This is a genomic window from Xanthomonas sp. NCPPB 1325 (assembly GCF_041477645.2).
GTDB lineage: Bacteria > Pseudomonadota > Gammaproteobacteria > Xanthomonadales > Xanthomonadaceae > Xanthomonas > Xanthomonas cannabis.
On the sequence record NZ_CM192985.1, the window covers coordinates 576,461 to 601,354 of the forward strand.

A 24,894-nucleotide genomic window follows, 5' to 3' on the forward strand; every position below is an offset into this window, starting at 1 on the left:
GCGTCTAGCTAGGCTCGCGCAATCTGGTTGAAATTTTTCTGTCAACTTCGACCTCTTCAAGCATTACCCCTTAAAAGACCCCGTTCACGTGTGCAAGGCGCGGGGCGGTATCGAATTCCACCAAGGGGAATAGGGAATGAGGCGCTCGGCTCTGAACGTGTCACTGGTGTCGGCTCTTGGACGAGTGGTGCAGCGCTGCACGACAGGGGCGCTGATGGGGGCCGCTGTTGGGGCCCTTGTGTGGGGAGGTGGGGCGACAGTGGCTAATGCTCAGCAAGTATCCGCGCAACAACGGCAGATGCATGACTTCGACGTCCCCGAAGATGCACTCAGCTCGGCGTTGCTGCGTTTCGGCACCCAGTCCGGTCTGCAGTTCAATGTCGACAGCCGTCTGACCGATGGCAAGCGCACCGGCGGAATTCGGGGGAGGTATTCGATTGAGACGGGCTTGAGTCAGCTGCTGACCGGAAGTGGCCTGACCTTTCGTTTTACTGGACCACGTACGGTGCTGATCGAGGCGATGCCGGATGCAGGAGATGCACACCTGATCGGTGCGTTGAGAATCGAGGGCGCAGCTAACGGTGTCGGGATCAACAACGTCAACGGAAGTGGCGATCTCACTGCGACCGAAGGCAGTGGCAGCTACACCACTGGAGCGGCCAGCGTTGCCAGCAAACTCCCGTTGTCGCTACAGGAGACGCCACAGTCAATCAGTGTGATCACGCATCAACGTCTCATTGAGCAGAACATCACCGATTTCTCCTCATTGATGAACCAAGCCACCGGCATCAGCACGGTCACCGGTGGCGATGGTCCCGTGGAGGCGGAGTTCTATTCGAGGGGTTTTCGCATTCAGCGTATCCAGCTGGATGGCGGTGCGCCGATGGATATTTCGAATCCCAACTACAGAATGGTGCCGCAACTGGATATGGCGATGTACGACCACGCCGAGATCCTGCGCGGTGCCGATGGACTCTATAACGGCTATGGCCAGCCCGGCGGTGTCATCAGTTTGGTACGTAAACGCCCGCTTGATCGTGCGCAAATAACCGCCGAAGGCCAGATTGGGAGCTGGGACAACTACCGTACTATGGTCGATGCGACCGGGCCCTTGGGGCTTGACGGTGCTCTGCGTGGGCGAGGTGTCGTGGTGTGGCAAGACCAGGATTACTTCTACGACATCGCCCACAACCAGAAAAAGATGGTGTACGGCGTCGTGGACTGGGACGCGACGCCTTCGACCGTGATCGGCATCGGCGCCAGCCGCACCTGGCAGAACGCCTTGCCTTTTAATGCCGGATTGCCACGTTACCGCAACGGTGCATCGCTAAACCTGCCTCGCAATACCTGTCTTTGCCTGCCTTGGTCCCGCTATGACATTGACGCTACTGAAGTATTTGGGCGTATCGAGCAGACGCTTGGCGACCACTGGAATGTGACGGTGAATTTGGGCCGGACCAAGCAAGATCGAGCTCTAGTCACGGGTATCGTCAATGGACCCATCGATGTAGAGACGCAGGGTGGCGGTAATCTTAGTCAAGCACGCGAACAGGGCGCCAGTACACAAGTGACCGGGGACCTGACGTTGTCCGGAAACTTCAATTTTCTTGGCCATGAGCAGAGATTAGTCATCGGCTCCAACTACGCCGAGGCCGACGGTGGAGGGGCGACTCTATACTCACCGCCGGCAGCGATGCCTACGCCGATTCCTAACATCAGGCGATTCGATCCCAATGAGCTGACCTACGCTAGGGGGACGGAAGATGTGCGGCAAACCTACTACCCGGAATACCTCAGCCGGCAGCTTGGCGCATACGCATCACTGACGATGACGATCTGGGACCCGCTGCATCTGAACATTGGAATGCGATACACCAAGCGCAAGTCCAGCAATATCACCCAGGCCTTTTGCATACAGGTGCAGGGTTGTGTGGATTTCGATACAGGCCAGACATGGGCGCAAGGCGATACCCTGTTTTCCAGTACTTTTCGAGTCAAAACCAAGGATCTGAGCTGGCCCCCACAATTATCGCTAGTATATGACGTTAGTAGGAAGCTCTCGGTATATGCCAGCTACAGCGATGTCTATCTGGAGCAGTCCGAGCTTCTTGGTCGCGATGGCAGTGAAGTCGATCCCATTACCGGCGGAAATATCGAAGCAGGAATCAAATGGTCTGGCCGCGATGGCCGCCTTACAGCATCGCTCGCAGTTTACCGCATTGAGCAGAAGAACTTTGCCCAGCTCGATGGGGACTTTGGAAATCCGGACGACTATTTCAGTCCGGATGGTGGCACACGCTACTGCTGTTACACGGCCGATGCCGATTTACAGCGGGTGAGCCGTGGCGCGGATCTGGAGTTGAATGGTGAGATTATGCCAGGTTGGCAACTGTCCTTAGGCTACACCAATAATAAGAATGAAGAAATCGGGGTGCTGTCCTTCCAAAACGGAGCGCCTCTGGAGTCACGCCTTCCCAGGCACCTGCTTAAGCTCTGGACCAGCTATCAGTTTCAGAACGGCGAGCTCAGGCGCGTGAGCCTGGGCGGCGGTGCGAATGCCCAAAGCAGCGGATATTTCGAAGGGGTCGCTTGCCTGGTCTATGACATCACCGGAAGTACCTGCGTCGGAGGCTTTGCTCCGTTTCAGTTCACGCAAGGCTCTTATGTCGTATTTTCCGCACGCGCCGCCTATCAAATCGACGACAACTGGTCGATCGCCCTGAATATAAACAACTTGTTCGATCGGACCTACTACCAGACAGTTCAGAACAGCATATCTGGCAACTGGTACGGCGAGCCACGTAATTTCATGTTGAATATTCGCGGCCAGTTCTGACCAGGCATTGGGTCGTCTAAATCGCCGACGCCGTGGCACCCTAAAAAAAAAATTCATTACGGATCACACCATGAAACGAAGTTCCTTTCTCTTCGCGCTTTGCTTATCCTCCATCGCGATGTGTGTCAACATTGAGTCCGCGAATGCAGAAACAGCGATTCCCTCCGGCATTAGTGCCGGCCCTAGTGTAGAGGGAATCAGCGAATACCACCTAAAAAATGGACTCCGCATACTGCTCTATCCGGATGCAAGCACACCAACAACGTTGGTCAATGTCACCTATTCTGTGGGGGCGGCGCAGGAAAATTATGGCGAGAGTGGCATGGCCCACCTTTTAGAGCATTTGCTGTTCAAGGGTACTCCCTCGGTCAACAGTATCGCCGCAGAGTTCAAGAAACGGGGGATCACATTTAATGGCACTACGGCGCATGACCGAACCAACTACTACGGCTGGTTCTCGACCAACGAGAAGACTCTTGACTGGATGCTGAAAGTCGAGGCCGATCGCATGGTTAACTCCAACGTTGCGAAGAGCGATTTGGACAGCGAAATGACCGTAGTCCGCAACGAACTGGAGATCGGCGAGAACAAGCCAACGCGTATCTTGTTGCAGCGGATGACCTCGCAGGCGTTCCTGTGGCATGCCTACGGAAAGAGTGTGATAGGTAATCGCGAAGACGTAGAGAATGTCCCGATAGAACGACTGCAGGCGTTCTATCGCACTTGGTACCAGCCGGACAACGCCACCGTCATCATCGCCGGGAGCTTTGATCCAGGCCGCGTCCTGGCGACAGTGCAGGATACATTCGGCAGACTTCCTCGACCTACACGGAAGCTGCCGTCCAGATACACTCTGGAGCCTGCGCAAGATGGTGAGCGAGAAATCAATATCCGCCGCGTCGGCGAGTTGCCATTGATCGCAGTGGGCTATCACACCCCATCGGCCTGGCATCCCGATGCGGCTGCGATGGAGGTGCTCGATAGCATCATGGGCACGGTGCCAAGCGGACGGTTACACAAAGCTCTGGTAGCTACGCGTTTAGCGTCGAATGTCGATAACGAAGTTGACAGCTACCTTGAGCCGGGGCTGGCCGGCTTCTATGCGACGCCCGCTGCTGGCAGCGATACTAGTAAAGTAGAGACGGTGCTGTTAGATCAGGTAGAAGGTCTGGTAGCTCACCCGGTCACGGAGGATGAGGTTGCGGCAGCCAAGCAGCGTATCGCAAACAGGTATAAGCGCATACAAGACAGCAATGTCATTGGCACCGCCAACGCATTATCCGAGTCGATCGCTGCTGGAGATTGGCGGCTGGGTTTTGTACGCCGCGACGCGATCAGTCGAGTTTCCGTCGCGGACGTAAACCGTGTTGCACGAACATACCTCGTACGCGATAACCGGACGTTGGCGCGCTTCATTCCGACCGCTAAGCCCGGTGCTGTAAAGATCTCGGACGCGCCGACGATTGTCAGTCTTGTTGACGGCTACAAGGGAGGCCCGGTGGTCGCACCTGGGGAAATTTTTGATCAATCTCCTGAAAACATTCAGGCGCGCACCGAGACGCTAACCATCGGCGATCGCTTGAAAGTAGCACTGTTGCCCAAGCGAACTCGCGGCGATAGGGTTGTGGCAGAGATGATGTTCCACTTCGGCGATGACTCGTCAGTTATCGGAAAAGGCGATGCCGCAGGCTTCGCCGGCGGCCTGCTGATGCATGGCAGTAAAACCATGAGTCGCGAACAAATCGCAAAGCGCTTTGTTGACCTGAAAGCTGAAGTTCAGGTGACAGGCAATGCACAGATGGCCTATGTCTCGGTGAAGACGGGCCGTGAAAATCTGAGCCCATCTCTTCGACTGATCGCCGACATCCTGCGGAACCCCGCGTTCCCAAAAGACGAGTTCGAGCAGATGCGAACTCAATCAATAACGGCGCTTGAAGCCGGCAACAAAGAGCCGGGCTACATCGCTGACTTGGCAATGCGCATGCATTTCGGTTCTCACCCGGTTGGGCACCCTGAAGCAGTACGTCCGGATGATCAGGTTCTAGCTGCAGTCAAGGCACTGACCCAGGACGATGTGCGTAATTTTCACCGCGATTTCTATGGCACATCTGTCGGTGAGGTTGCGGTCGTAGGTAACTTCGATCCATTGCAGGTGAAGCAAGAGCTGGAAACCTTGTTCGCAGCATGGAAGTCGCCTAACCCCTATGTGGAAGTGAAGGACCGTTACTTCCAGCCAGAAAAAGTTGTTCGTGAAGAATTCGAATCACCGGACAAGGCGAATGCCGTGATTGTTTCACGCAGTAATTTTCCGGTACAGGATAACGATCCGGATCATCCTGCATTGGTTCTGGCTGGTCGTGTCTTTGGTGGCGGCTCAATGTCGTCTCGACTAGGCGACCGTGTGCGAGGCAAGGAGGGACTCAGCTACTACGTTGGTGGCGGGATGATCATCAATCCAAATGATGAGAATGGCGTCTTCTACATGCAAGCCACCTCGGCGCCCCAGAGTATGGGCAAGGTCGAGTCGTTGATGACCCAGGAGTTGAGTCGCTTGGTCAGTAACGGAATTACGCAGCAAGAGTTGACAGATACGAAGTCGTCGTTGCTGGAATCGTACCGTGATGGCCGCTCCACGGATGGCACGATTGCCGCTGGGTTACGGCAAAATCTTTATCTGAATCGTACGATGCAATGGGATGCGGACTTCGAGCGCCGTATCGCAGCACTCACAGTAGGTCAGGTTAACGCAGCAATCAAGAAGCACATTGACCCTAAGGCCGTCAGCACATTTGTTGCGGGAGACTTCGCCGGCTCGAAGCGTAAGGTGACAAATTTGCCTTAGTCAGCGGTCAGAAATTGATACGCCCAGTGTTTCCTATACATCTTCAAACAGTGCCAAGGTTCTGCGCCTGAGGGCCGAATTGCGTCGCGTCACCGAGGAGTGCGACACCCTAAAGAAGGAAGCCGCGTACTCTGCCGAGGTATGAAGGAAAAGTACGCGTTCATGCAGGACCGTCTCAGGAAATCCAGGTTGTGCGCGATATGCCGAGTGTTGCGCGTCAATCGGGCGGGCTATTACCCCTTGTTACGCTCACCCCAAAGCGAGCGTAACAAGGAAGACGAAAGCTTGTTGCGACTGATCGAGCACTAGCGGCTCGCTGACGGCATTGTCTATTGGTATCGCAAGATCGTCATGGATATGAGCGATCTAAAGCCGCTCTTGATGCGTTACCAAATCTGTGAACGTTCCTGCTCGGAGCGCACCATCGCATCGCCGGCCTTGCATGAGAATGCCTTGGCGTACTGCGGCATGTTGGCTGGCCCGGCATTGACGCGCACGACACTGGGCGGGTGGGGGTCGGAATTGAGTGCCTTCACCTGTGCTTCTTCCCGGCGCGCATTGCGATAAAGCCGAGCCCAGTTGACGAAGAATCGCTGTTCGGGCGTATACCCGTCGATAGCGACATTCCGGTCGGGATGTTTCTTTAGGTTTAGCATCAGCGCGTCGTAGGCGATGGTGACCCCGGTGAAGTCGGCGATGCTCTCGCCCAGAACCAGTTGCCCGTTGACGTGCAGGTCCGGCCTGCTCTTGAGTGGCACGTAGCTGCTCACCTGCTGCTTGATTTTGTCGGAGCGGGTCTGGAATGCGGCAACATCCGGGGGCAGCCACCAGTTGCGGTTGGCACCGATGGCATCGAACTGTCTGCCCTGGTCATCAAAGGCGTGACTGATCTCGTGCCCGATCATGCCCCCGATCCCGCCATAGTTGAGGCCGTCGTCGGCGGTCGCACTGAACAACGGCGGCTGCAGGATCACTGCGGGAAAGTAGATGCTGTTTTCGCTAGGGTTGTAGAAGGCGTTCACTGTCTGTGGTGCCACTTCACCCCAACTCATCCGATCGACCGGCTTGCCGATCTTGGCCATGTCGGCGTGATGATTGAACGCAGCAGCGCGCTCGATATTGCCACGGTAGGCGCCCTCTTCCAGTTGCAAGCCTGACCAATCCCGCCAGGTGTCCGGATACCCGATCTTTGGGATGATATTGGCCAGCTTATCCAGCGCCTTGGCCTTGGTTGGCGGGCTTAGCCAGTCGGCGTGTTCGATCCGAAGCTTCATGGCGGCACGCACATTCTCTACCAGTTCGAGCGCGTGTTGCTTGGAGGCAGGAGAGAACTCCCTAGCCACATAGAGCTGGCCCATTGCCTCTGCGATCGTATCGTTCAATGACTGGATCACCTGCTTCCATCGTGGCGTCTGCACCTGCCGGCCTTCCAACGTCCTTGCATAAAAATTGAAGTGATTCTCGACGAATGGCTTGCTCAGCGCCGGTGCCGCATCATCGATGGCACGGAAGCGCAGATAAGCTCGCCATTGCGACGCTGGCGCGGTTTGCAACAGCTTGTCGAATGTCTTGAAGAACGCGAGCTGGGACAATGCAACGCCTTTCTCTCCGGTCACGCCCTGCGCCGTCATAAAGCTGTCCCATGCAAAGTGTGGGGTTAAGGCATTGGCTTGCGCAGTGGTGAGCCAGTGATACATTTTTTTCGGGTCCCGCTGTTCGGAACGTGGCAGCAATGCCGCCGCCAGACGGCTTTCCAGTTGCAGAACCTGCCTTGCCTGCGCTGCGGCTTTGTCGACTGGTGTGCCAGCCAGTACAAACGACTGCTGGACATACGTGAGGTAGGCCGTGCGAATGCCTGCATACTGCGCATCGACATAATAGTCTTTTGAGGGAAGCGTCATGCCCTCGACCCAGGCTAACCCAACCATTCTCGACACAGTCTGTGCGTCGGGCTGTGCAGTAAACTGGAACAGCACATTGGCGCCCTCGGCGTGGCGTTGGGTGATGAAGCGGGCAATGTCGCGCTGATCCTTCAAGGCATCAATTTGAGCGAGTCGGTGCTGTATCGGTGTTGCTCCTAGGCGATCTATGCTCTCGGTGTCCATCCCGGATGCATAGAAGGTTCTGACCAGCTGCTCGATCGAGCCGGCTGCAGGGCGCGACTGCAGCAACGTCTGGGCAATCTCATGCTGATCGCGATAGCTGGCGTTGTAGACGTCATAGGAGGTGCCGATGCCGATCTCGTCATCGGGAATCCCCTTGGCCAGCGTTTTTCCATTGGCAAATGCATTCAGATCCTGGCATGCGTCGATACGAGTATCAAGCTCACCGATATCCAGCGCCGGCGTAGCCGCAGCTGCTGTGGAATGCTTTGTTGCGGGCGCTTGGTCGCCGGTTTGCTTACAACCGGTCAAGGCAATGAAGATCGCTAGTGCAAGTGTCTTTTTGCTCAGTGGGATCATGGTTGCTGTGAGTGGAGATATTTCCCACAGCTTAGTTGCCCCATTCGAGCAGATGGGCGTCAGCTGAGCAAAGTTGAGTATTCCCGCTCTACGCTGGACTTGTATGTGCGTGAAAGCGAAGTGTTGGATAAATTTGCGGATGAAGGTGAAATCACCGGCCCAAGCCAAGCCCAGCGTGGTGGTGGGCTCGGATGCCCTGCTTTACCAGCGCACCGAGTCAGGACAATGGGCTGGCAAGGATGGTATCGCCAGCGGCAACTTGGCAGTGGAGCTGGAACTGACCGACCAATTGTGGCAGCCCTCAATTGAGCGCTCCGAAGAAGCCTTGGCGGCCATCCAGTCACTTCCCGCGCCCACTGCTAAATCCATGAGAAGCACAACGAACTGGTGCAGCTGCGGACCTCGATCAACTATTGGGGACGCGTCGCACAAGCAGACCTGGCGCCCTGTGGAGAGGGACGGCTCTGCGCCAACTTTGAGAAAAACGGGCCGCGCTATGGCAGCCAGCGGCAATACAGAGCGATCACTCTGCCGATAAAGGCGTGTCATCTCGCCACATTAAGGATACGCCGGCTTCATGCCGCCGAGCACACGACACAGCCCGGCGCGTGTCCTCAAAGTAAAAATATTTCAAACCCTTAATACCTACACGAGAGCCAGAAGGTGTCTGGCCTTGCGTGGGGGCGGTCCGCACTGATCCGTCCATTGACTGGGTGATCTGATGAGGGACAAGTCTGAGTTCTTGTACTGCGTTTTTATTGTGGCGGCCTCCATCCTGGCAGCCGTCGCGCGCTGTTCCTTTGCTCCCAGTGGTTCGGAGTTCTTCCGTAACGACTGATCCATCATCCATAGGCACCGCACAAGGCCCGGTATCGTCCGGGCCTTGTGCGTTTTATGCCGCCGCATTTAGGAGAGACACGTGCATCTTGTTGAATCGATGGCATACATGGGCCAGACACCTTGGCATGGCCTGGGTAACAAGCTGAGCAAGCACCAACCCATAGAAGTCTGGAGGCGCCAGGCTGGTATGGAATGGGAGATAAAAGAATCGGAGGTGCGTTACAACACGCAGATCGGCAGCTCAGGTGGCGCTAGCACCTTTCCTGAGCAGAAGGTGCTTTATCGATCGGACACTCAGGCGCCGCTAGCGGTGGTGTCCAAGCGCTTCCAGGTTGTGCAGCCGGGCGAGATCCTGGAGTTCTACCGCGACTTGACCGCACTTCATGGGTTTGAACTTGAAACCGCTGGCGTCCTGCGTGGAGGGAGGAAGTTTTGGGCGTTGGCCAGGACCGGCCAAAGCACCGCCCTCAAGAGGCACGACAGAGTCGATGGATACCTGCTGCTGGCCACAGCGTGCGACGGGACACTAGCTACAACAGCGCAGTTCACATCCGTTCGCGTGGTATGCAACAACACGCTGCAGATCGCTGTGGATCAGAGCGGCGGCGCCATTAAGGTTCCGCATCGCAGTCAGTTCCAACCCGACGCTATCAAGCGGCAACTCGGCATTGTCGTTGGTGGGTGGGACGGCTTCGTGGATCGAATGAAGGCATTGTGCGATGTGCACGTCCCTCCGGATTCTGTGGAGGGGCTGCTGCGTCGTGTGTTGGTGTATGGAGGCTCGACGCCGGGCTCGGCAGTTGTCAATGAACATGCCGTGGCAAGGGTGCGCGCGCTATACGAGGGCGGTGGGCGTGGGGCAACCCTCTCCTCCAGTCGCGGAACTGCATGGGGGGTGCTTAACAGTCTGACCGAGTTCGTTGACCATCACCGGCGTGCGCATAGCGATGACAACCGCCGGGACGCTGCCTGGTTTGGATCGGGGGCTGCAATCAAGCAGCGCGCGTGGGAGGAAGTGATGGGGACGATAGCGTGATGCCGGTCGAGACACGCACATGTGCGCCGTCTGATGGCAGGCCTGCACCATCTCAGGAAGTCATTCGCGCACGGGATGACAAGATCTTCGCGCGTGCCCTGCGCATCCTCGAACAGCGTGCCTGCGAGCCAGGGCCACGACTAAGTGACGTCTCCAAGGGCGGTGCGTTCTTCCGGCTGCGGTTGGGCGGTGAGATACGGGAGCATTTCGAGGTTGCTTTCCTCGATAACCAGCACCGGCTCATAGGGGTTGAGCGCTTGTTCTCCGGGTCCGTAGAGGGCGCGGAGGTGCATGCGCGCATCGTCGTCCAGCGCGCGCTGGCCTTGAACGCCGCGGCAGTCATCGTGGCTCACAATCACCGGAGTGGCCACACTGAGCCTTCTGCAGCCGACCGGGCTGTCACGGTCCAGTTGAAGACTGTCTTGCAGTTGGTGGAGATCCGGATGCTGGATCATTTCGTGGTCACAGCCCGCCAGGCGGTCTCGATGGCCACCCGGGGATGGGTGTAGGGATGACATCCGCTGTGGGGCCAGTCTCGGCACAGCGCGACCGGCCAAGGCCAGACATCTACTCGTCTTGTCCCGCGTGTTCAGTGGCCGAGCCCTAAGGGGCCGGCCACAGAATTGCCGTCAGTCGAGAAGTGACCCGGGGCGAACCCGGAGCGCCAGTGCGATGCGCTCGATGTTGTAGATCGTCACATTCTTCTCGCCGCGCTCAAGCATGCCGATGTAGGTCCTGTGGACGCCGGCTGCCTCGGCGAGGTCTTCCTGCGACAGCCCGAGCTCCTTCCTCAATCGCCGGACGTTGCCAGCAAAGACGGTGACCAACTGAGTTTCGTGAGCTGCCCGAGCCATCGCGAGATGGTCTGGGTTTGAATACTAGTATTCGACATACTATAATTAGCATAAAATCGTACTAGGGCTGGCTTAGGCGGTGTCAGGTCGGTTGGGCAGCAGGCCAAAAGCCGGGTGGGCGAATGCAGAAGGTGGCTCCTGCCTGCATGTTGCGTGCGTCCGCCTTCCTAGTCGGTGGCAGAGGGAGGCGCCGTCCTGCGCTTACGCACATGGGCACTTTCGAATCGACGAGACGCAGGAGATCTAAGTTGGGGAAGGGCTACTACGAAATACTTGGAATCCGTGCGAATGCCGGGCCGAAAGAGATAGAGCTGGCATACCGAGGCCGACGTAGCCAGTACCACCCGGACCGCTACGCAAACTCGGATGCGGAAACGCTGGACTGGGCGACCTCAAGGATGCAGGAGGTCAACCAGGCGTACGCGGCACTTCGGGATCCGGTCAGTCGTGCGCGAGTGGATGAAGACGTGCGAACTAAGTCAGCGCGCCCACCAGGCACGGCAGATGCCACCTGCGCGCGCGAGTCGGAACAGTCGTATGCACTGACGTTAGTGCAGGCGCTGGACGGCCTCGCACTGAACGGTGAACCGCTTGAGCGGATCTTCATCGCCCCGCATATCCCTAATAAAAAACTTGCCGGCGCACTGGAGTCCTATGGGCAAGGACTTCAACCACAGGATGTGGTTGTGCTGATCGACGACACGCTCTTTGGCGGTGCACGCGAAGGTGTCCTGATCACCGAGGCACAGATCAGATGCAAGGCGGTGTTCCAACCAGTGGAGATTCGCCTGCTTGGAGTCCTTTCGGCGATCACGACAGAAGGGAAGTACGTCTACATCAATGGCGAGCGCTTCGCCGATCTAAATATGCCTAACAAAGACGATTTAAAGGCGCTCTTCAAGGGCGTAAGCCGCTATCTGCAGCAGGGCCGTTGACCATCACAATAACAGGGGGAAAGAAATGAAATATCTGATTGGCCTCTACGGAGCCTCGGTCGTAGTTGCAGCAATCTGCTTGGCCAACTGGGGGCAATACGCCTACAGGGGTTTTGCCTACAACCTCGGCCGCGCGCTGGTCTGGCCAGCAATTGCGTTCCCGCCGTTCGGGGGGCTTCTCAGCGGGTTGATTTGGCTTGTCGTCATCGGCGGCGTGCTGGTCCTTGTGCAAAGGAGGGCCTAGTCATGGCACGCAATGTCGCGAAGATTGCGGCTGCTCTGGCGGCGTTGCTGATGCTTGGAGCATGCAGCAGCAAGGCGGACAAGGCTCGGAACGAGTTCGTCGGCAGCTGTGCCAGCAGCGGAGGGAACGAGTCTGTCTGCGAATGTGCTTTCGACAAGCTGCAGGCGCATTACGGGGAAGAAGGAATTGTTGCAATTCAGTCCGAGGGAGCTCCGCCCCCGGACTTCATCGATCAATTGGCCAATGCCGCACAACAGTGCAGGAAGCGATAAGGGAATGAAGATGATGCAGATTTACCGGTCCACGATGATCCTGCTAGCTGCGCTAGCCGTAACGGGATGTAGCAAAGCAGATGAGGTGACGAAAGCAGCCGATATCAACCTTGCTGGCTGCGAGGTTCCGGCGGGTACCAAGCGTGCAGAGGCCGAGGCTATCCAGTGTGATGCCACCAAGGCCGTAAAGGCCGAGGCAAAGAAAGCGCCTCCGCAGGAAGCTGTCCAGATCACACCTGATGCTGAGGTCATCAATGCAGTCATCGCCCAGGAGGCAAAGAAGGCTGACGGAGCGACCGAGTACAAGGACGCTCGGAAGGTGGTCGAAGGCGATCTGACCGGGGATGGCAAGCCAGAGGTGGTGGCCTTGTACACCCTGGAAGGCGGTGGCGGTGGCAACGGAAGTGGTAGTTACTTGGCGGCTTTCCAGCGCAAGGAAACCGGCCAGTTGCAGCTGGCAGGCACCACGTCCGTTTCTGGCTTCGGAGTTGCTGCTCAGAATGTGAGTCTGGAAGACGGCACGGTGCATGTGAAGCTGCTTGTACAAGGGCCGGATGATCCGGACTGCTGTCCGTCAACGGAAGAGGAGGTCTTGTATGTGGTTCATGGGAACAAATGGCTGCAGGTGCAACCATCGCCTTAATCTGCACTGTAGCATCCAAGTAGGGAGAGCACATGCTCTCCCTACTTGGCGCAAATTCAACGCTATTTTTTTGACGTCACAGGCGCCCGTCCGAGATATAGGAAGGGCGTGTGCAAGGGTTCGTATGCGGCGCACATCATCTGTACCCAAAACGATGACTTGCTCCCTACGCACGAGCCATTCCACTGATTTTTTAAGCGCAATGACGGCAAACTTGCTCGACATTCAACATCTTCGAGGAATGCCTCATTATTTGAACGTAGCTTGCGCGTATTCCACACCGACTCAATAACCCGGCGCGCATAATCGGAAGGGCTTTGCCTGCGCAGTCCGGTAGGAGGTGCTGGGCTAAATAGCTTCTGCTTAGGCTCCTGGCGAATCGCTTCGACGAACACCATGTGATGCTGCGTAAGCAACCACTCCACGATCGCTACGCACGGACAACCATCTCTTCGCTGATCTCGCCGCTTTCTTCGCAAACGGTGTGAAAGGCAGCAGCCAAGCGCAGTGTGCTTTCCCAAGCATGATCAACGGAAGGCTTGATTGCATGGTAGTACCTGGGACAGCAATCTCTGATGCCTTCCTTCAACATGCATGTTTACGGCAGCATCCTCGCTCAGTGTCACGACGGTGCGCGGTGTCTACGACGCGCACTGCTGTGTTCGATCGACAAGGATCTTAAAATCACCTGTAGGCGAGCAATGTGGCCCTGTCCGTTGTTGGGGTGCCATGAGCGGCTTAGGGGCTCATGGAGATAATGGATCAGACTGCCGTCATGTTTGGCCGCAGGTCGATGGCGTCGGCATCCTCGGCCAAGCAGATACGCGATGGCCAGCAGCGCCGGTAGGTCTGCGCTATGAACCGGCGGCGTTGCCCCTGGCTTACACAAGCAAGATGGGATCAACACCTCCGGGTGCGCTAACGAAATAGCAACGCCGACTTGAGCACGGATGTCAGCTGGTTCAGTATTTAAAGTCGCGGGTCAGCGCGATCAGCGCCGGCGCGTCCCAAGTAAAAGCAGCAGGCGGCGCATCGATTAGAGAGTGCGTTGACACTGTCAAAAAGAACCCCGGGAAGACGGCAGTGATTTTGGGATCAACCGCGGCAGCAGCAGTCGTAACCGGGGGTGCTGCGCTCGCTGCGGCACCTAAAATCGGCGCTGTCGTGAGTGGCATTGGATTCGGCGTGGGTGGTGGAACTCTCAGTGGAGCTGCTGCCAGCTCTGCGGGGCTAGCTGCACTTGGTGGGGGCAGCCTTGCCGTTGGTGGTGCCGGTATGGCCGGAGGAACGGTAGTGGTCACCGTTGCCGGTGCCGCAAGCGGAAGCTTGGCTGGCGGGGGCGTTGCGGCCGCAGGGGTCACCCTGGTCAGAAGGGAGAAGCACCTCCAATGAGCTTCGCAAGATTTATCAGGGACGTGGAAGGGGTCAAGAGTAACAATCCTGGTGTCAGCTGGAGCTGACCTATGTAGCCAAATCAGACCGGCAGTCGAACAATTCGGGCGATGGGCCGGAATGCCCTAGTCTCAAAGACTCGCCGATCTTTCGGTAGGTCTGTCACTCGCGTCGGCGTGCCACCACCTGCGTACCATCGACTAGGGCGTAGCGTTTGGACACCGCTTTGGACAGGAGCTGCGAGAGGCCAGACCAGAAGCTCCCTCGCGGCCGAGCCATCTAGCCACTTGTAAGCGGCACGCAGACTGACCCGCACGCCTGCGCCGCCTCCACGCGCAACCCTTCCTGCAGGATCCGACGCACGAGCAGCGCTCGACTATGGGCATCAATCGGGCATGTGTATGGATGCTCATCCGGGGCTCCTGGGGCGTGAGTGGGCTTGGTAACTACTGTCTTCCAGAGATGCCCAGGATGAATAACCTACAGATAGATGACGGCTAGCGTTGTGCCACGCTCTGTCAATAACAGAGTGACGGCGGAAGTGCCACTAATGAAAGCGGCAGGAAGGGACGAGAAAAGTCAGACGCCAAGAGGTAGATTGAAGGCGAATTACTACTGCGTCGTCGCCTCGGCGGCTTGCTTGGGTTAGTACCGCGAAAAATCCTTCTCAGCATGAAATGAATGCGTTTCTGCGCATAGGTGCGCATAAACGCATCGTTTTTGGTCAGGTCCAATTTCACCGGGACGATTTCCCTGGGGCGATAGGTGGATCCTCACAGCTGCCCCCCAAGGGAGCGACGCCCCGCCGTGGGCCTAGTTTTCTCCGTCCTTGTTCGCCGCGTGCCCTCGGCGTTTCTCGCCCATCATCCTCTTGACCTTCGCCGGACCCAGATGAGTTCCCGGACTTCGATCGATGCCCTGATCTCGGAGGCTTCGGTGATCGACGCGGACCTCCAACCCGGCTTCGGCCAGTGCCTCATTCGCCAGATCGGCGATACCTTCCCGGGTGGCTACCAATTCTTGGCTCACCTGCTGATGCGTCATGCCCCCGCTGAGCTTTTTGCACCCACCTCGCCCGGGATGCCTAGCGTTGTATCGGCAGAAGTACTGCTGGGGGGGGCGCGGGATGCCATCGGGTGCCCTGTCCGAGGTCATCACGTGGATGTGCGGGTTCGGGTTGCCCGAGAGCTTTCCCTCCGGACCGTGGAAGGCCATCTGCCAGGGCCGGGGCCCGGCCACCAGCAATGCGATCTTCCTCCCCAGCCGCATATTCTGCTCGTGATCGAGTTCGTTCGGCAGCGAGATGATCCATTCGCGATAAGCCGCCGCGTTCTTGCGCTCATGATTGTCGGCGTGCTTCCAGAAGAGCAGGGGTTTGTCCTGGCTCCAGTCCGGGAAGTTGCCGAATTCAAATCCGATCAGGTCATCCCTGTCCTCCCACTTGTCTCCGATGCGGGCGTCGTAGCGACTGTGCTCGACGCAGGCTCCCTTCTTGCCGCTTTTCACCTCAACGCGATAGTTGGCCATGCTTGTGTCCTCTATTTCTTGCAAAAGAAAAGCCGGCGAGGAAGGTCCTGGCCGGCTGCTATATCTCATAGGTTTAATGGATTTTGGAGGGAAACGGTAACTGCGCTTCCTCATTTCCCCCTGAATTATTTGAAAGGCCGATCAAGGTCAACATTTGGGCGATGATCGGAAGGGATATGTGAGTTATCGATAGTTGCGCTACTTCTCCATAAGTTTACCGCTTGCTACGTAGAGAATTACATGCAGCACCGCACCTATGTGCTCCACAAGTGCGGCACGCTGTTGGGGCGCAAAAAAAGCCAGCTCCTGAGAGCTGGCTGGCATGGGGTAGGTAAAGAGCGGCTGGCTCGGCTGATATCAGAGTCTGTCTCTCTGCCTAATCATGTACTTGCGCTTGTCGCGCTCATGCAGGGCAATGGTGATCTCCTGCCAACGAATCAGCACATCGACTGCCGCATCCATGCGGGCCTTGGGGCGGATCCCGCAGTTGTGAGCGACCACGGTGCTTTCAACTTCCCTTACCCCGAACTTCCAGTACTTGTTCTCCAGGTACCGCTTCAACGCCATGGCGTCGACTTCCTCTCCGGGCACACTGCCATCGACGAAAAGCCGCTGGAATTCGTGGAGATGCCATTGCGCAATTTTGATGGAACGCCTCAGGGTTTCTTCGTGAATTTCGCCTGTGTGGCCTTCAAAAAGGTGCATGATGGCAGCGATCCTGCTTGCATTCTCCATGAGCTTGGAAGCGACGTCGCTACATTCGGCGTAACGGCCATCGTCTGGACGCATTTCGTGTTCGATCTCATTCGCGGTTCGCCGCCAAAGTGCTGAGGCTTGATCCGAGAACCTGAGCTTTGAACGTTCCGTGATTCCGGGATCAACCAGTTCCTCATTCAGCTTGAGGAGCTCACCAAGCCGCGATTTGAATTTCTTGAGGTATGGCATTACGGAAGGTTCGTTTCGAGCCTCCCGGTAGCCCTTGGTCGAAGGAGGCATCGCCATCAGGAATCGGGCGAGCGTTCCGGACCCCCGGGCTATATCGCCTTTCTTTTGAAGGTACTTTTGGACTACCGGGTGGTGCGTCATGACGTGCATCGAAGTTCTCGGGTTGTGAGCCGAGACAACCTTGTTGTCTGCGCGGTGCATCGGGAGCGTCCTGGGGCCATCCCAGAGCTTGTTGAAGAGTCCGAGATTACGCATGGTGGGGGACTCGAGCATGATTTGTCCCTCGTCGGTGATGAAGGAGATGGATTGGCCATCCCCGTCCAGAGCTTCATAAATCGCGGTCTCGGTCATGTTCTGGTGCACGATCTTCCGTTGTTTGGGAGGCCGGGGCTCAAGCCTGTTGTGTTCGATCAGTTCCAACTCGAGGTGGGCTATATCCATGCCATCATCCTGAAACTGACTAATGGTCCTGAGGAGGCGCGTCTTCGTCAGCTTCCAGATCTCACGCTTGGACCTGTAGACGCTCATGTACTCGGTCCGCTTTATGGAGGCGAGTTCGTCGTGATCGTAGATCGGTGCTGCGATCATGGAGTTGACGGTGGAGCGCCGTTCTCCGGATTCGCCTATGAACATCAGGTACAGCGAGACCGGGCTCACCAGTCCACCCGCTACGGGCAAGACCACATCGATAAGGCGTTGGCATACAGTAGCGGCCGACGAAAGAAGAACCAGCGCCACCAGTGATTCCGGTGTCTGCGTGGCGTCATATACCTCCTTGCCTGCGTAGAAGAAGCTGTCCGTCAGCGCGTCGATCGGATAGTGTTCAAGGTTCGGGCGGATCATTGCGTACCTCCCGTGTGGGTGGAAGCATTCCCTGCCGTCTTTACCGGTTCCTCATGCAGCTTCGGTACGAGAGTCTGGCGACAGGTCGGGCACAGTGCCGGGTGGCCGCCCGACTCTCGGGCCTCACGTTCGCCTTTCAGAAGTTCCCGAAAGCTGGCTGCGTGCAGCTTCAGATCGTAGGTTTCATTCACCAGTGCGATGATCTCCTTTTGAGAAAGCCCATTTTTCATTGCGATCTCGATGATCTCGTAAGCTTCGGAGAAGATGTCCTCTGCGCTGGGGGCCTTCATGGCGGCCGCTTGTTCGAACTTGCGCTGGAGCTTGGACAGACGCTCGTCCTTGGGTTTGTTGTTGGTCGTGGTTTCGTTCTTGATCTTCATGTTTTGTGCCCCCAGTTAGCGATTGCGCGACGCGGCTGCGCGGGCTTCGAGATAGGCAATAATTTCCGAATGCCACCAGACTGAAGGCGAGCGTTCGGACTTGCCCAACTTGAATGGCTGGGGAGCTAACGGGTCATAAGAGCTGGAGCTTGCACTAAGGCGTTGGTACCAACTGCTCTTGCCGATGCCCAAGATGTGCAGCACTTCAGGTAGGCGGATTGCACGATCGCTGGAACGATTATTGGCTCGAGCGAGCTGAAAAATGTCCTTGAGGCGGTCCAAGATCTTGCTTTTGTGGAGTTCTTGGAGAAGCTCCAGGTCAAAGGTAGCCGAAGACTGGTTATTAACCGCCGATGCAGACCCTATGGTCAGGCTAGAGCGCTTGACCTGACGAGGTGTGGCTTCAGAGTGGATATTGGTTGAGAGCATTTCAAACTTTCCCTTATGGTTGCCTGGGGCGCAGTAGTGCGTCCCAGTGCGGGAGAGTCTGACGAGGAGGTATGTGGAGGTCGAAAGGTCAGCCGCAGACCATTTGACATGCTCTGCGTGGTTGGTGTAAGCCCGCCGCTCTTTGAGGCGCGGCGTGTAGACCGCTGGTTTACTGATCCTGAGCCTTGTCGTGGCCCAGGCGCAGGCACACGACATCACCGTTTGCCAGTAGATTGAAGATACGCGTGTGGTAATCGGCCGTTTCGAATTCGAATGACTCGCTGGTGGCTCGCGCCGGGCCGGATGCGGGCGGTTCTGGGGAGGCGGAGGAAGGATTTGTTCGATCGAATGCCGCGAACGCCTCGGCCATCTCTGGATAGGGGCTTTTGCGGCCGGCCCAAGTGTTTAGGGTGTTCTCAAGTCGATCTATCGCACCGTTCTTTTTACTACGCTTGGCCCCTTTGGGCTTCAGGCGGTCAAGCTTCTCCAGTTCAGACAGGAGTACACCTGTGCCCTTCTTGTCCTTGTAGCTTTGGATGAACCCAATGACTGCTCGCTTTGCCTGAGCGACGCTGGTGATCGACTTGTCGTCTTCCAGGCGTTTGAGGACCTGTAGCACGATCGCGCGCGCGTACTCGCTGTCGTCGGCCTTTTCCTTGGCAGCATAGGTCGCGAACACGTGCGAGGCCGACTTGGTCGTGTTCAAGCCCAGGTTGTAGTAGGCAAGAGCGGTGATGTGCCACACCCGGCCAGTGTCACCGACTTTGCAGAGGCGCCTGGCTTCTTGGAGGTACAGCGCGGCGATCAGAAGGCCTTTGTAGGGATAAGGTTCTAGTCTGCTCCAGGAGTCTGGTACAAGCGCATTAACAGTGACCTGCTGGCGCAGCCATTCTAGATCAGAGTGGGTCGGCGCCTGACTCTGCTTCTCCAGCTCGGCTTCGGCAAAGGCCCAGAGCGGGCTGACGTCATGAAGCTCGTTCGCGTAGATCTGTTCGTGCCACAGCAAGATGCCGTGCTCTACCAGCACGGCCGGATCCACGGCTCTTTCTCCTTCGTACTCGTAGAAGAAATGGGTCTTAGGGAAGTTAGCATCGGCGGGATAGAGCGGTTTGCTTTTATCTGTATCGGTCTTCTTATTAATCATAGTGCAGCTTATCGACGTTGCTGGTGGTTGATGAGGGATCTTACTTGTTCACTGGGCCGGCAGGCGCGGTGTTTAAGTCGCCATGCTCTGGACTTCTTTGCCCTTCTTGCTCGCCGCGTAAAGTTCAGTAACCACGTTAGTACGTTCGATGATTCCCGTCATATCCAAGATCTCCATTCTCCTCAGATAGATGATTAGCTGGCTTACATCATTCGCGGCCCAATCCTGCTTGGATCATCCTGGCTGTGATCACGCGCCTGTGCGAGCTCTTGCAATCGCGTTTGCTCTTGCGTGTCGCGTACCTTGTTCGCCACCAGATACTGTTGTTCGGGAGCCGCTGCCTCGGGCTTTCCCGCGTCTTGCCGCAATGGTTACTTACGACTCTAACCAGGCGCGTTCAATTGCCGTGGAGCTTTCCGCGTGATCGTACATGAAGATCAGGGTCTTCCAGTTCACAAGGCGCGCTTGGCAGTCCTTCCTGAGGGCGCACCGGATGTTGCCAAGCATGAGGCGTCGGCTGGTTACCTCTTTATCTACTTGATGTCCGAGATTGCCATCTGGCACAGCGAATGAAGATCGGGCAGTGAGTCGCCGCTTGCGAGCATGGCAATTCCACGGTACACGTGACGACGTAGCAGAACCGTCAGGGCGGCATCATCGGAGGCGCAACCGTCAATAGCGCACCTTTGTTTTAGCAGCGCCAGATAGACTTCTCCGTAGTCGCCGGTAAGTACCTTCCAGCTAAGTTCGACGCTGCTTGCCGCGACCAGGCGTGAGGCTCCCACTGGGCGGGGATCAGAGAGGGATTTACAGAGCGCCCACCGGCACAAGGCGTTCCAGTGCTTGATTCCCGTAGATCGCCGAAGACGCATCAGCTGGTCTTTAGAGCTGTCGGAGAGGCGGAGAGTATCGATCACGCTGCATCATCCATATGTGACCCGTGCACCTGCCGGATTTCGGACCGGCGCTCTTCCTGCAGGTACAATATTTCGTAGCTTAGGGATGTTCTTGACGAAAGCTGCGCTGTCACTTCCGGATCGAGTTCAGTATCGGTAGCCAGTAGCACGACCTGATGGGCCGCCTTTACAAAGAATCGATCCACCAGGCTTTGTCGGTGGGCCGAGTCCAAGCGTCCCAACAGGGTATCTACGACCTACGGCAGAGGGCGACCGCTAGCGCGAAGGATGGCCCAGATGGTGGCTACAAGGTGCCTAAGCCGCTTTGCGTCGGACACGCTCATCCCACCGAACTTGCTGCGCCACAGGCAGAAGAGGCTTTACTGAAACCATGGCGCCGGCACAGGTTTTTGATCGCAACGCCCGCTTCGCCTCGCGCAGGAGGCCGATGACCTGCTCTTCGGAAAAACGCTTCTTCACGTCCAATTTCCTCGGGGTAGAGAATTGGACACAAAACTAGTGCGCTTCTTAAAATCGGGGGGCGTTGTTCAATAGCCGATCGGAGCTCTTGACCCGTCAGCCAGAGTCAGGCACTGAGCTATACCAGCGCTATCCGCGACTGGCATTAATCGATCCAATACGTGTCTGCTTAGTGCATATTAATAAAACGAAAGTACTAAACTAAAAAAGCGTAGAGCAGGGGGAGTTCTTCGTAACACACTTCCTGGAACCATACCCCGACGTGGCAGTCTAAACCGCGAGGCAGATTATTGCTCGGATTAATATTGATTCTCGCCCTCTTTTTTGTGTGATGTCATGCAAAATGAACTGGGATGGTCGTCGCATAAATAAGATACAAACAGTTTTTCCGGCTCTTAAAAGTATGTCGATTCAACTATACAAACAGTAAGTAAATTCGAATTGACTTATCTCAACGAGGTGGCAATTATCAACTTGGTAGATACATGTATCTTGACGTCTACTGTAATTGAATAGTAGACCTGCTGCACGACCTAGATAAGGATTGGAATGCTAAACGATCTTATTCGAAGTTTTATCGATGAAGTGGAAAGCTGTAACGACAAAAAGGACTTGCAAGAAAAGTTCGAAAAGTACCTGTTATACTACGGCGTAAGATTTTTCGCGTATAATATCCATCGGATAAGTCCACTAATATCTCACAGCCATCTGGTGTCTGATTCTCAGCGTTTTTTAATAACGAATTATCCCCAAGATTGGTTGTCGCATTATTTCTGGGAAAAATACGATACTGTTGATCCGGTAATTGAATTGTTATCTTCGAAATCAGGTTTTGTTGACTGGGATAACATAAAAGATCTAAGTAGATTAAGTAAAAGGCAGGCGGTCGTCATGATGGAGGCGCGTGGCGTTGGTTTATCAAGTGGAATTACATTTCCTCTCTTAGCCGAGTTTGGGGAATCAGTTGCGATTAGTCTTGTGCCGCAGGGGCGGGTGGAAAAGGAAAGATTAATTTCATCAATATCCGAAATATATATACTGGCGCAATGTTTTCACCATAGGGCTAGAAAAATTATATTTGGCCAATCGATGAAAGAAATTTCATCTCGCAGAAAGACACTGTTATCTTCCAGAGAGGTGGATGTGTTGACCTGGATTGCGAAGGGTAAAACAGCCGCTGAGATAGCGCAAATACTAGAAATTTCAAAGAAAAGCGTGGATTTTTACACGGAAACTGCAAGAGAGAAACTTTATTCTGAAAATCGAGCTCATGCAGTCGTGAAAGCAATAATATTAGGATTAATTGAGTTATAAATTTTCTCTGGTTAGCGCTGAATTTTAGTCATGAAGGGATTGCTCTACAACAGGTGATGAGTGGATAATGCTGCCGTGGTGCTGATCTTGATTGCCAATGCAGTGAAGTCGAATATTTTGGCGTACCTCGCTGGATCGGATTTGATTGCGGCAATCGTTTAGGATTTTTACTGACACTTCATGCTCAAGTGCCACGGTCGGTACACCATCAATTTCATGTATTTGACCAAGTCGTCTAAATGAATAACCTGTTTTAGTCAGCATGCTTTCTAGATGGAGATAAGTTACTGAGACAAGTTTATCGGCACCGATAGCCAGCGCTGTAGCTTGAATGCCCCATAGTAAGGAGGCTCGAAGATCTAAGTTGTCTCTTATGCGATCCTTGCGCTGGTCGATAGCAAAACGGGTTATTTCGAAAGTTCGAGAAGACCTCGGTGAATTAGCATCAATCAGTTCCGGGAACATGTCTATAATTCCGGGAGTAGACGTTGGAATAAGACGGGCACCTGCAACCACCTGGCCCCGGCTATTATTTATCATTAAATAAATAGCTTGATCGTTATCAAATTCATCCTGTTCCATTCTGTCGTTCGCCGTCGGGATACGCCAGCCTAGCTTCTTAATGAAAATGTCATGGCGAAGTTCAAGAAAAGACTCAAGGAAATGATTATGCGTTTCGGAACTATGGTTTCTTAATAAAGATATCATTTATCGCTCTCATCCAATGATTAAAAAAATGATTAATCACTTGGCGAGAGATTGAATCTGGGAAAATAACTGCTTTGATGGGCAGGTAAAATTACCAGGTGCCCTATGTCGCGCGTACATCTAATGGCACGGTAAGGCGATCTAAAGATTCAAGTGCAATGCATGATTTGATAGGCGCGAGTTATTTTTCCACCGCTTCCCTGGATGTCTTCCATACCGGTGATTGCCGGTGGATGCGCGTTCATCGGTAACGTGATGTGATTTATATACCTCCGGCTGATGGTGGCTAGATTCGCCCCTTTGGACAGGAGCTGGCGAAGTAGATCGTTAGTGTTCTCGTTGCCGCCGGATCGCCACTGTGCATCTGGATCGGCAAATCACGGCCGATGTTCAGCCGCTCTATCAGTTCGGTAAAACGCATATGTCGGGCCCACTATCAGCCCCGCTGCAGGACTGCATTTGTCAGCCTCCCGTAAAATTGATCCATCCATAGTTAGAGGTCTCCGGCACACTAGCCACCGAGAAGACCAACGATGCGCAAGAGCAAGTTCACCGAGAGCCCAGATTGTCGCCACGCTGAAGCAGGTTGAGGGCGGTCGCCAGTTCAAGGATGTGTGCCGTGAGCTGGGTATTTCCGACGCGACGTACTACGTCTGGAAGTCCAAGTACGGTGGCATGGAGGCAGCTGATGTGCAGCGCCGACGTCCCCCCAATTCTGAGTAGCGGCTCAGTTTGGAGTCCAATTCCTTACCCCCAGGAGATTGGACGTGAAGAAGCGTTTTTCCGAAGAGCAGATCATTGGCTTTCTGCGTGAGGCCGAAGCGGGCGTGGCAATCAAGGATCTGTGCCGGCGCTACGGCTTCAGTGAGGCTTCGTACTATTTGTGGCGCAGCAAATTCGGCGGGATGAGCGTGCCCGAAGCCAAACGGCTCAAGGACCTTGAGGCCGAGAACACGCGATTGAAGAAGTTGCTGGCCGAGCAGCTGTTCGAGAACGATCTGATCAAGGATGCGCTGCGAAAAAAGTGGTGAGCGCATCGGCGCGTCGTACGCTGGTGCGCGAGTGGATTGGACGTGGTACCAGCGAGCGTCGCGCTTTGGCAGCGATCGGCATGAGCGCCGGTGCGCTGCGCTATTGCCCGCGCGAAGATCGCAATGGCGAACTGCGCGAGCGCATTCTTGCGTTGGCGCATCGTCATCGCCGCTACGGTGTGGGGATGATCTATCTCAAACTGCGACAGGAAGGACGCCTGGTGAACTACAAGCGCGTGGAGCGGTTGTATCGCGAGCAGCAGCTACAAGTCCGGCGCCGCAAGCGCAGAAGGTACCGGTTGGCGAGCGTCAGCCGCTGCTGCGGCCAGCGTAGGCCAACCAGGTGTGGTCGATGGATTTCGTGTTCGACCGCTCCGCCGAAGGCCGAGTGATCAAATGTCTGGTGATCGTGGACGACGCAACGCACGAAGCGGTCGCCATCGAGGTGGAACGCGCGATCTCCGGGCGCGGCGTTGCGCGCGTGCTGGATCGGTTGGCACACAGTCGCGGCCTGCCGCAGGTGATCCGCACCGACAACGGCAAGGAGTTTTGCGGTAAGGCAATGGTCGTCTGGGCGCATGCATGTTGCGTGCAGTTGCGGCTGATCCAACCAGGCAAACCGAACCAGAACGCCTACGTCGAATCCTTCAACGGCCGGCTACGCGATGAATGCCTCAACGAGCACTGGTTCCCGACGTTGCTGCACGCGCGCACCGAGATCGAACGCTGGCGACGCGAATACAACGAGGACCGACCCAAGAAAGCAATCAGCGGCATGACGCCGTCCGCTTATGCCCAACATCTGGCAAACACCGATATCATCAACCCCGGACTCTAAACC

General features: G+C 55.8%; 18 protein-coding genes and 3 pseudogenes. 11 read left to right on the forward strand and 10 right to left on the reverse strand.

The genetic code is table 11. From position 1 onward, the window contains the following. Positions 1 to 298 precede the first annotated feature (298 nt). Complete coding sequence (locus ACCQ10_RS02465) at positions 299 to 2,836, forward strand: TonB-dependent siderophore receptor (protein ID WP_372362098.1); 2,538 nt, start codon at positions 299 to 301, stop codon at positions 2,834 to 2,836. A gap of 70 nt (positions 2,837 to 2,906) precedes the next feature. Then, entirely contained in the window at positions 2,907 to 5,678 is a 2,772-nt protein-coding gene (locus tag ACCQ10_RS02470; RefSeq protein WP_372362099.1) for a M16 family metallopeptidase, read from the forward strand. A gap of 386 nt (positions 5,679 to 6,064) precedes the next feature. On the opposite strand, the gene ACCQ10_RS02475 is transcribed toward ACCQ10_RS02470, so the two are convergent. Then, positions 6,065 to 8,140 (reverse strand): M13 family metallopeptidase, encoded by a 2,076-nt coding sequence (locus ACCQ10_RS02475; RefSeq protein WP_372362100.1) that lies wholly within the window; start codon positions 8,138 to 8,140, stop codon positions 6,065 to 6,067. A 919-nt stretch (positions 8,141 to 9,059) separates the two neighbouring features. On the opposite strand from ACCQ10_RS02475, the gene ACCQ10_RS02480 reads away from it, so the two are divergent. Continuing rightward, positions 9,060 to 10,016: a DUF932 domain-containing protein gene (locus ACCQ10_RS02480; protein ID WP_372362101.1), complete on the forward strand. Its 957-nt coding sequence runs from the start codon at positions 9,060 to 9,062 to the stop codon at positions 10,014 to 10,016. Then, entirely contained in the window at positions 10,016 to 10,525 is a 510-nt protein-coding gene (locus tag ACCQ10_RS02485; RefSeq protein WP_372362102.1) for a JAB domain-containing protein, read from the forward strand. Before ACCQ10_RS02480 ends, ACCQ10_RS02485 begins: the two co-directional genes overlap by 1 nt. A 120-nt stretch (positions 10,526 to 10,645) precedes the next feature. On the opposite strand, the gene ACCQ10_RS02490 is transcribed toward ACCQ10_RS02485, so the two are convergent. After that, positions 10,646 to 10,843 carry a helix-turn-helix domain-containing protein gene (locus tag ACCQ10_RS02490; protein WP_321824086.1) on the reverse strand — a complete coding sequence of 66 codons (198 nt, stop codon included), beginning with the start codon at positions 10,841 to 10,843 and terminating at the stop codon, positions 10,646 to 10,648. 275 nt (positions 10,844 to 11,118) lie between these two features. Here ACCQ10_RS02490 and ACCQ10_RS02495 point away from each other — a divergent pair, with 275 nt between their 5' ends. Genes ACCQ10_RS02495 through ACCQ10_RS02510 form a run of 4 tightly spaced genes read left to right on the forward strand, consistent with a single transcriptional unit; the run spans position 11,119 to position 12,964 of the window. Then, complete coding sequence (locus ACCQ10_RS02495) at positions 11,119 to 11,805, forward strand: J domain-containing protein (protein WP_372362103.1); 687 nt, start codon at positions 11,119 to 11,121, stop codon at positions 11,803 to 11,805. A 25-nt stretch (positions 11,806 to 11,830) separates the two neighbouring features. After that, positions 11,831 to 12,049: a hypothetical protein gene (locus ACCQ10_RS02500; RefSeq protein WP_372362104.1), complete on the forward strand. Its 219-nt coding sequence runs from the start codon at positions 11,831 to 11,833 to the stop codon at positions 12,047 to 12,049. Between the two features lie 2 nt (positions 12,050 to 12,051). Next, positions 12,052 to 12,321, forward strand: coding sequence for a hypothetical protein (locus ACCQ10_RS02505; protein WP_372362105.1), 270 nt, complete (start codon positions 12,052 to 12,054; stop codon positions 12,319 to 12,321). A 4-nt stretch (positions 12,322 to 12,325) separates the two neighbouring features. Then, on the forward strand, positions 12,326 to 12,964 hold the full coding sequence (locus ACCQ10_RS02510; protein WP_372362106.1) for a hypothetical protein: 639 nt from the start codon (positions 12,326 to 12,328) through the stop codon (positions 12,962 to 12,964). 2,205 nt (positions 12,965 to 15,169) lie between these two features. Here the strand turns inward: ACCQ10_RS02510 and ACCQ10_RS02515 are convergent. The 7 genes and pseudogenes from ACCQ10_RS02515 to ACCQ10_RS02545 all read right to left on the reverse strand — a co-directional run. Next, positions 15,170 to 15,883, reverse strand: a complete 714-nt coding sequence (locus ACCQ10_RS02515; RefSeq protein ID WP_372362107.1) for a MobA/MobL family protein — start codon at positions 15,881 to 15,883, stop codon at positions 15,170 to 15,172. Positions 15,884 to 16,240: 357 nt separating this feature from the next. Continuing rightward, complete coding sequence (locus tag ACCQ10_RS02520) at positions 16,241 to 17,671, reverse strand: YfjI family protein (RefSeq protein ID WP_372362108.1); 1,431 nt, start codon at positions 17,669 to 17,671, stop codon at positions 16,241 to 16,243. Then, positions 17,668 to 18,051, reverse strand: coding sequence for a hypothetical protein (locus ACCQ10_RS02525; RefSeq protein WP_372362109.1), 384 nt, complete (start codon positions 18,049 to 18,051; stop codon positions 17,668 to 17,670). The genes ACCQ10_RS02520 and ACCQ10_RS02525 overlap by 4 nt, the downstream gene beginning before the upstream one ends. Positions 18,052 to 18,066: 15 nt before the next feature. Then, the gene (locus ACCQ10_RS02530) at positions 18,067 to 18,480 is read right to left on the reverse strand and encodes a helix-turn-helix transcriptional regulator (protein WP_372362110.1); all 414 of its coding nucleotides are present in this window, start codon (positions 18,478 to 18,480) and stop codon (positions 18,067 to 18,069) included. 169 nt (positions 18,481 to 18,649) lie between these two features. Continuing rightward, positions 18,650 to 19,624, reverse strand: coding sequence for a hypothetical protein (locus ACCQ10_RS02535; RefSeq protein ID WP_372362111.1), 975 nt, complete (start codon positions 19,622 to 19,624; stop codon positions 18,650 to 18,652). A 533-nt stretch (positions 19,625 to 20,157) separates the two neighbouring features. Beyond that, positions 20,158 to 20,541, reverse strand: coding sequence for a DNA sulfur modification protein DndE (gene dndE / locus ACCQ10_RS02540; RefSeq protein WP_372362112.1), 384 nt, complete (start codon positions 20,539 to 20,541; stop codon positions 20,158 to 20,160). A 281-nt stretch (positions 20,542 to 20,822) separates the two neighbouring features. Continuing rightward, a pseudogene (locus tag ACCQ10_RS02545) lies at positions 20,823 to 21,000 on the reverse strand (transposase); the annotation flags it as partial. A 549-nt stretch (positions 21,001 to 21,549) separates the two neighbouring features. Here ACCQ10_RS02545 and ACCQ10_RS02550 point away from each other — a divergent pair. Beyond that, positions 21,550 to 22,314 carry an autoinducer binding domain-containing protein gene (locus ACCQ10_RS02550; RefSeq protein WP_372362113.1) on the forward strand — a complete coding sequence of 255 codons (765 nt, stop codon included), beginning with the start codon at positions 21,550 to 21,552 and terminating at the stop codon, positions 22,312 to 22,314. A gap of 24 nt (positions 22,315 to 22,338) precedes the next feature. On the opposite strand, the gene ACCQ10_RS02555 is transcribed toward ACCQ10_RS02550, so the two are convergent. Further along, positions 22,339 to 23,022: an acyl-homoserine-lactone synthase gene (locus tag ACCQ10_RS02555; RefSeq protein ID WP_372362114.1), complete on the reverse strand. Its 684-nt coding sequence runs from the start codon at positions 23,020 to 23,022 to the stop codon at positions 22,339 to 22,341. A gap of 533 nt (positions 23,023 to 23,555) precedes the next feature. Here ACCQ10_RS02555 and ACCQ10_RS02560 point away from each other — a divergent pair. Both ACCQ10_RS02560 and ACCQ10_RS02565 read left to right on the forward strand, forming a co-directional pair. Continuing rightward, positions 23,556 to 23,718, forward strand: a pseudogene (locus ACCQ10_RS02560) (transposase); the annotation flags it as partial. A gap of 71 nt (positions 23,719 to 23,789) precedes the next feature. Beyond that, positions 23,790 to 24,891 (forward strand): annotated as a pseudogene (locus ACCQ10_RS02565) (IS3 family transposase). Positions 24,892 to 24,894: the final 3 nt, after the last annotated feature.

Coding starts and splice junctions, on each gene's coding strand:
- ACCQ10_RS02465 (WP_372362098.1), top strand. CDS start 299: ATGCATGACTTCGACGTCCCCGAAGATGCACTCAGCTCGGCGTTGCTG.
- ACCQ10_RS02470 (WP_372362099.1), top strand. CDS start 2,907: ATGAAACGAAGTTCCTTTCTCTTCGCGCTTTGCTTATCCTCCATCGCG.
- ACCQ10_RS02475 (WP_372362100.1), bottom strand. CDS start 8,140: ATGATCCCACTGAGCAAAAAGACACTTGCACTAGCGATCTTCATTGCC.
- ACCQ10_RS02485 (WP_372362102.1), top strand. CDS start 10,016: ATGCCGGTCGAGACACGCACATGTGCGCCGTCTGATGGCAGGCCTGCA.
- ACCQ10_RS02500 (WP_372362104.1), top strand. CDS start 11,831: ATGAAATATCTGATTGGCCTCTACGGAGCCTCGGTCGTAGTTGCAGCA.
- ACCQ10_RS02505 (WP_372362105.1), top strand. CDS start 12,052: ATGGCACGCAATGTCGCGAAGATTGCGGCTGCTCTGGCGGCGTTGCTG.
- ACCQ10_RS02510 (WP_372362106.1), top strand. CDS start 12,326: ATGAAGATGATGCAGATTTACCGGTCCACGATGATCCTGCTAGCTGCG.
- ACCQ10_RS02515 (WP_372362107.1), bottom strand. CDS start 15,883: ATGGCCAACTATCGCGTTGAGGTGAAAAGCGGCAAGAAGGGAGCCTGC.
- ACCQ10_RS02520 (WP_372362108.1), bottom strand. CDS start 17,671: ATGATCCGCCCGAACCTTGAACACTATCCGATCGACGCGCTGACGGAC.
- ACCQ10_RS02525 (WP_372362109.1), bottom strand. CDS start 18,051: ATGAAGATCAAGAACGAAACCACGACCAACAACAAACCCAAGGACGAG.
- ACCQ10_RS02530 (WP_372362110.1), bottom strand. CDS start 18,480: ATGCTCTCAACCAATATCCACTCTGAAGCCACACCTCGTCAGGTCAAG.
- ACCQ10_RS02535 (WP_372362111.1), bottom strand. CDS start 19,624: ATGATTAATAAGAAGACCGATACAGATAAAAGCAAACCGCTCTATCCC.
- ACCQ10_RS02550 (WP_372362113.1), top strand. CDS start 21,550: ATGCTAAACGATCTTATTCGAAGTTTTATCGATGAAGTGGAAAGCTGT.
- ACCQ10_RS02555 (WP_372362114.1), bottom strand. CDS start 23,022: ATGATATCTTTATTAAGAAACCATAGTTCCGAAACGCATAATCATTTC.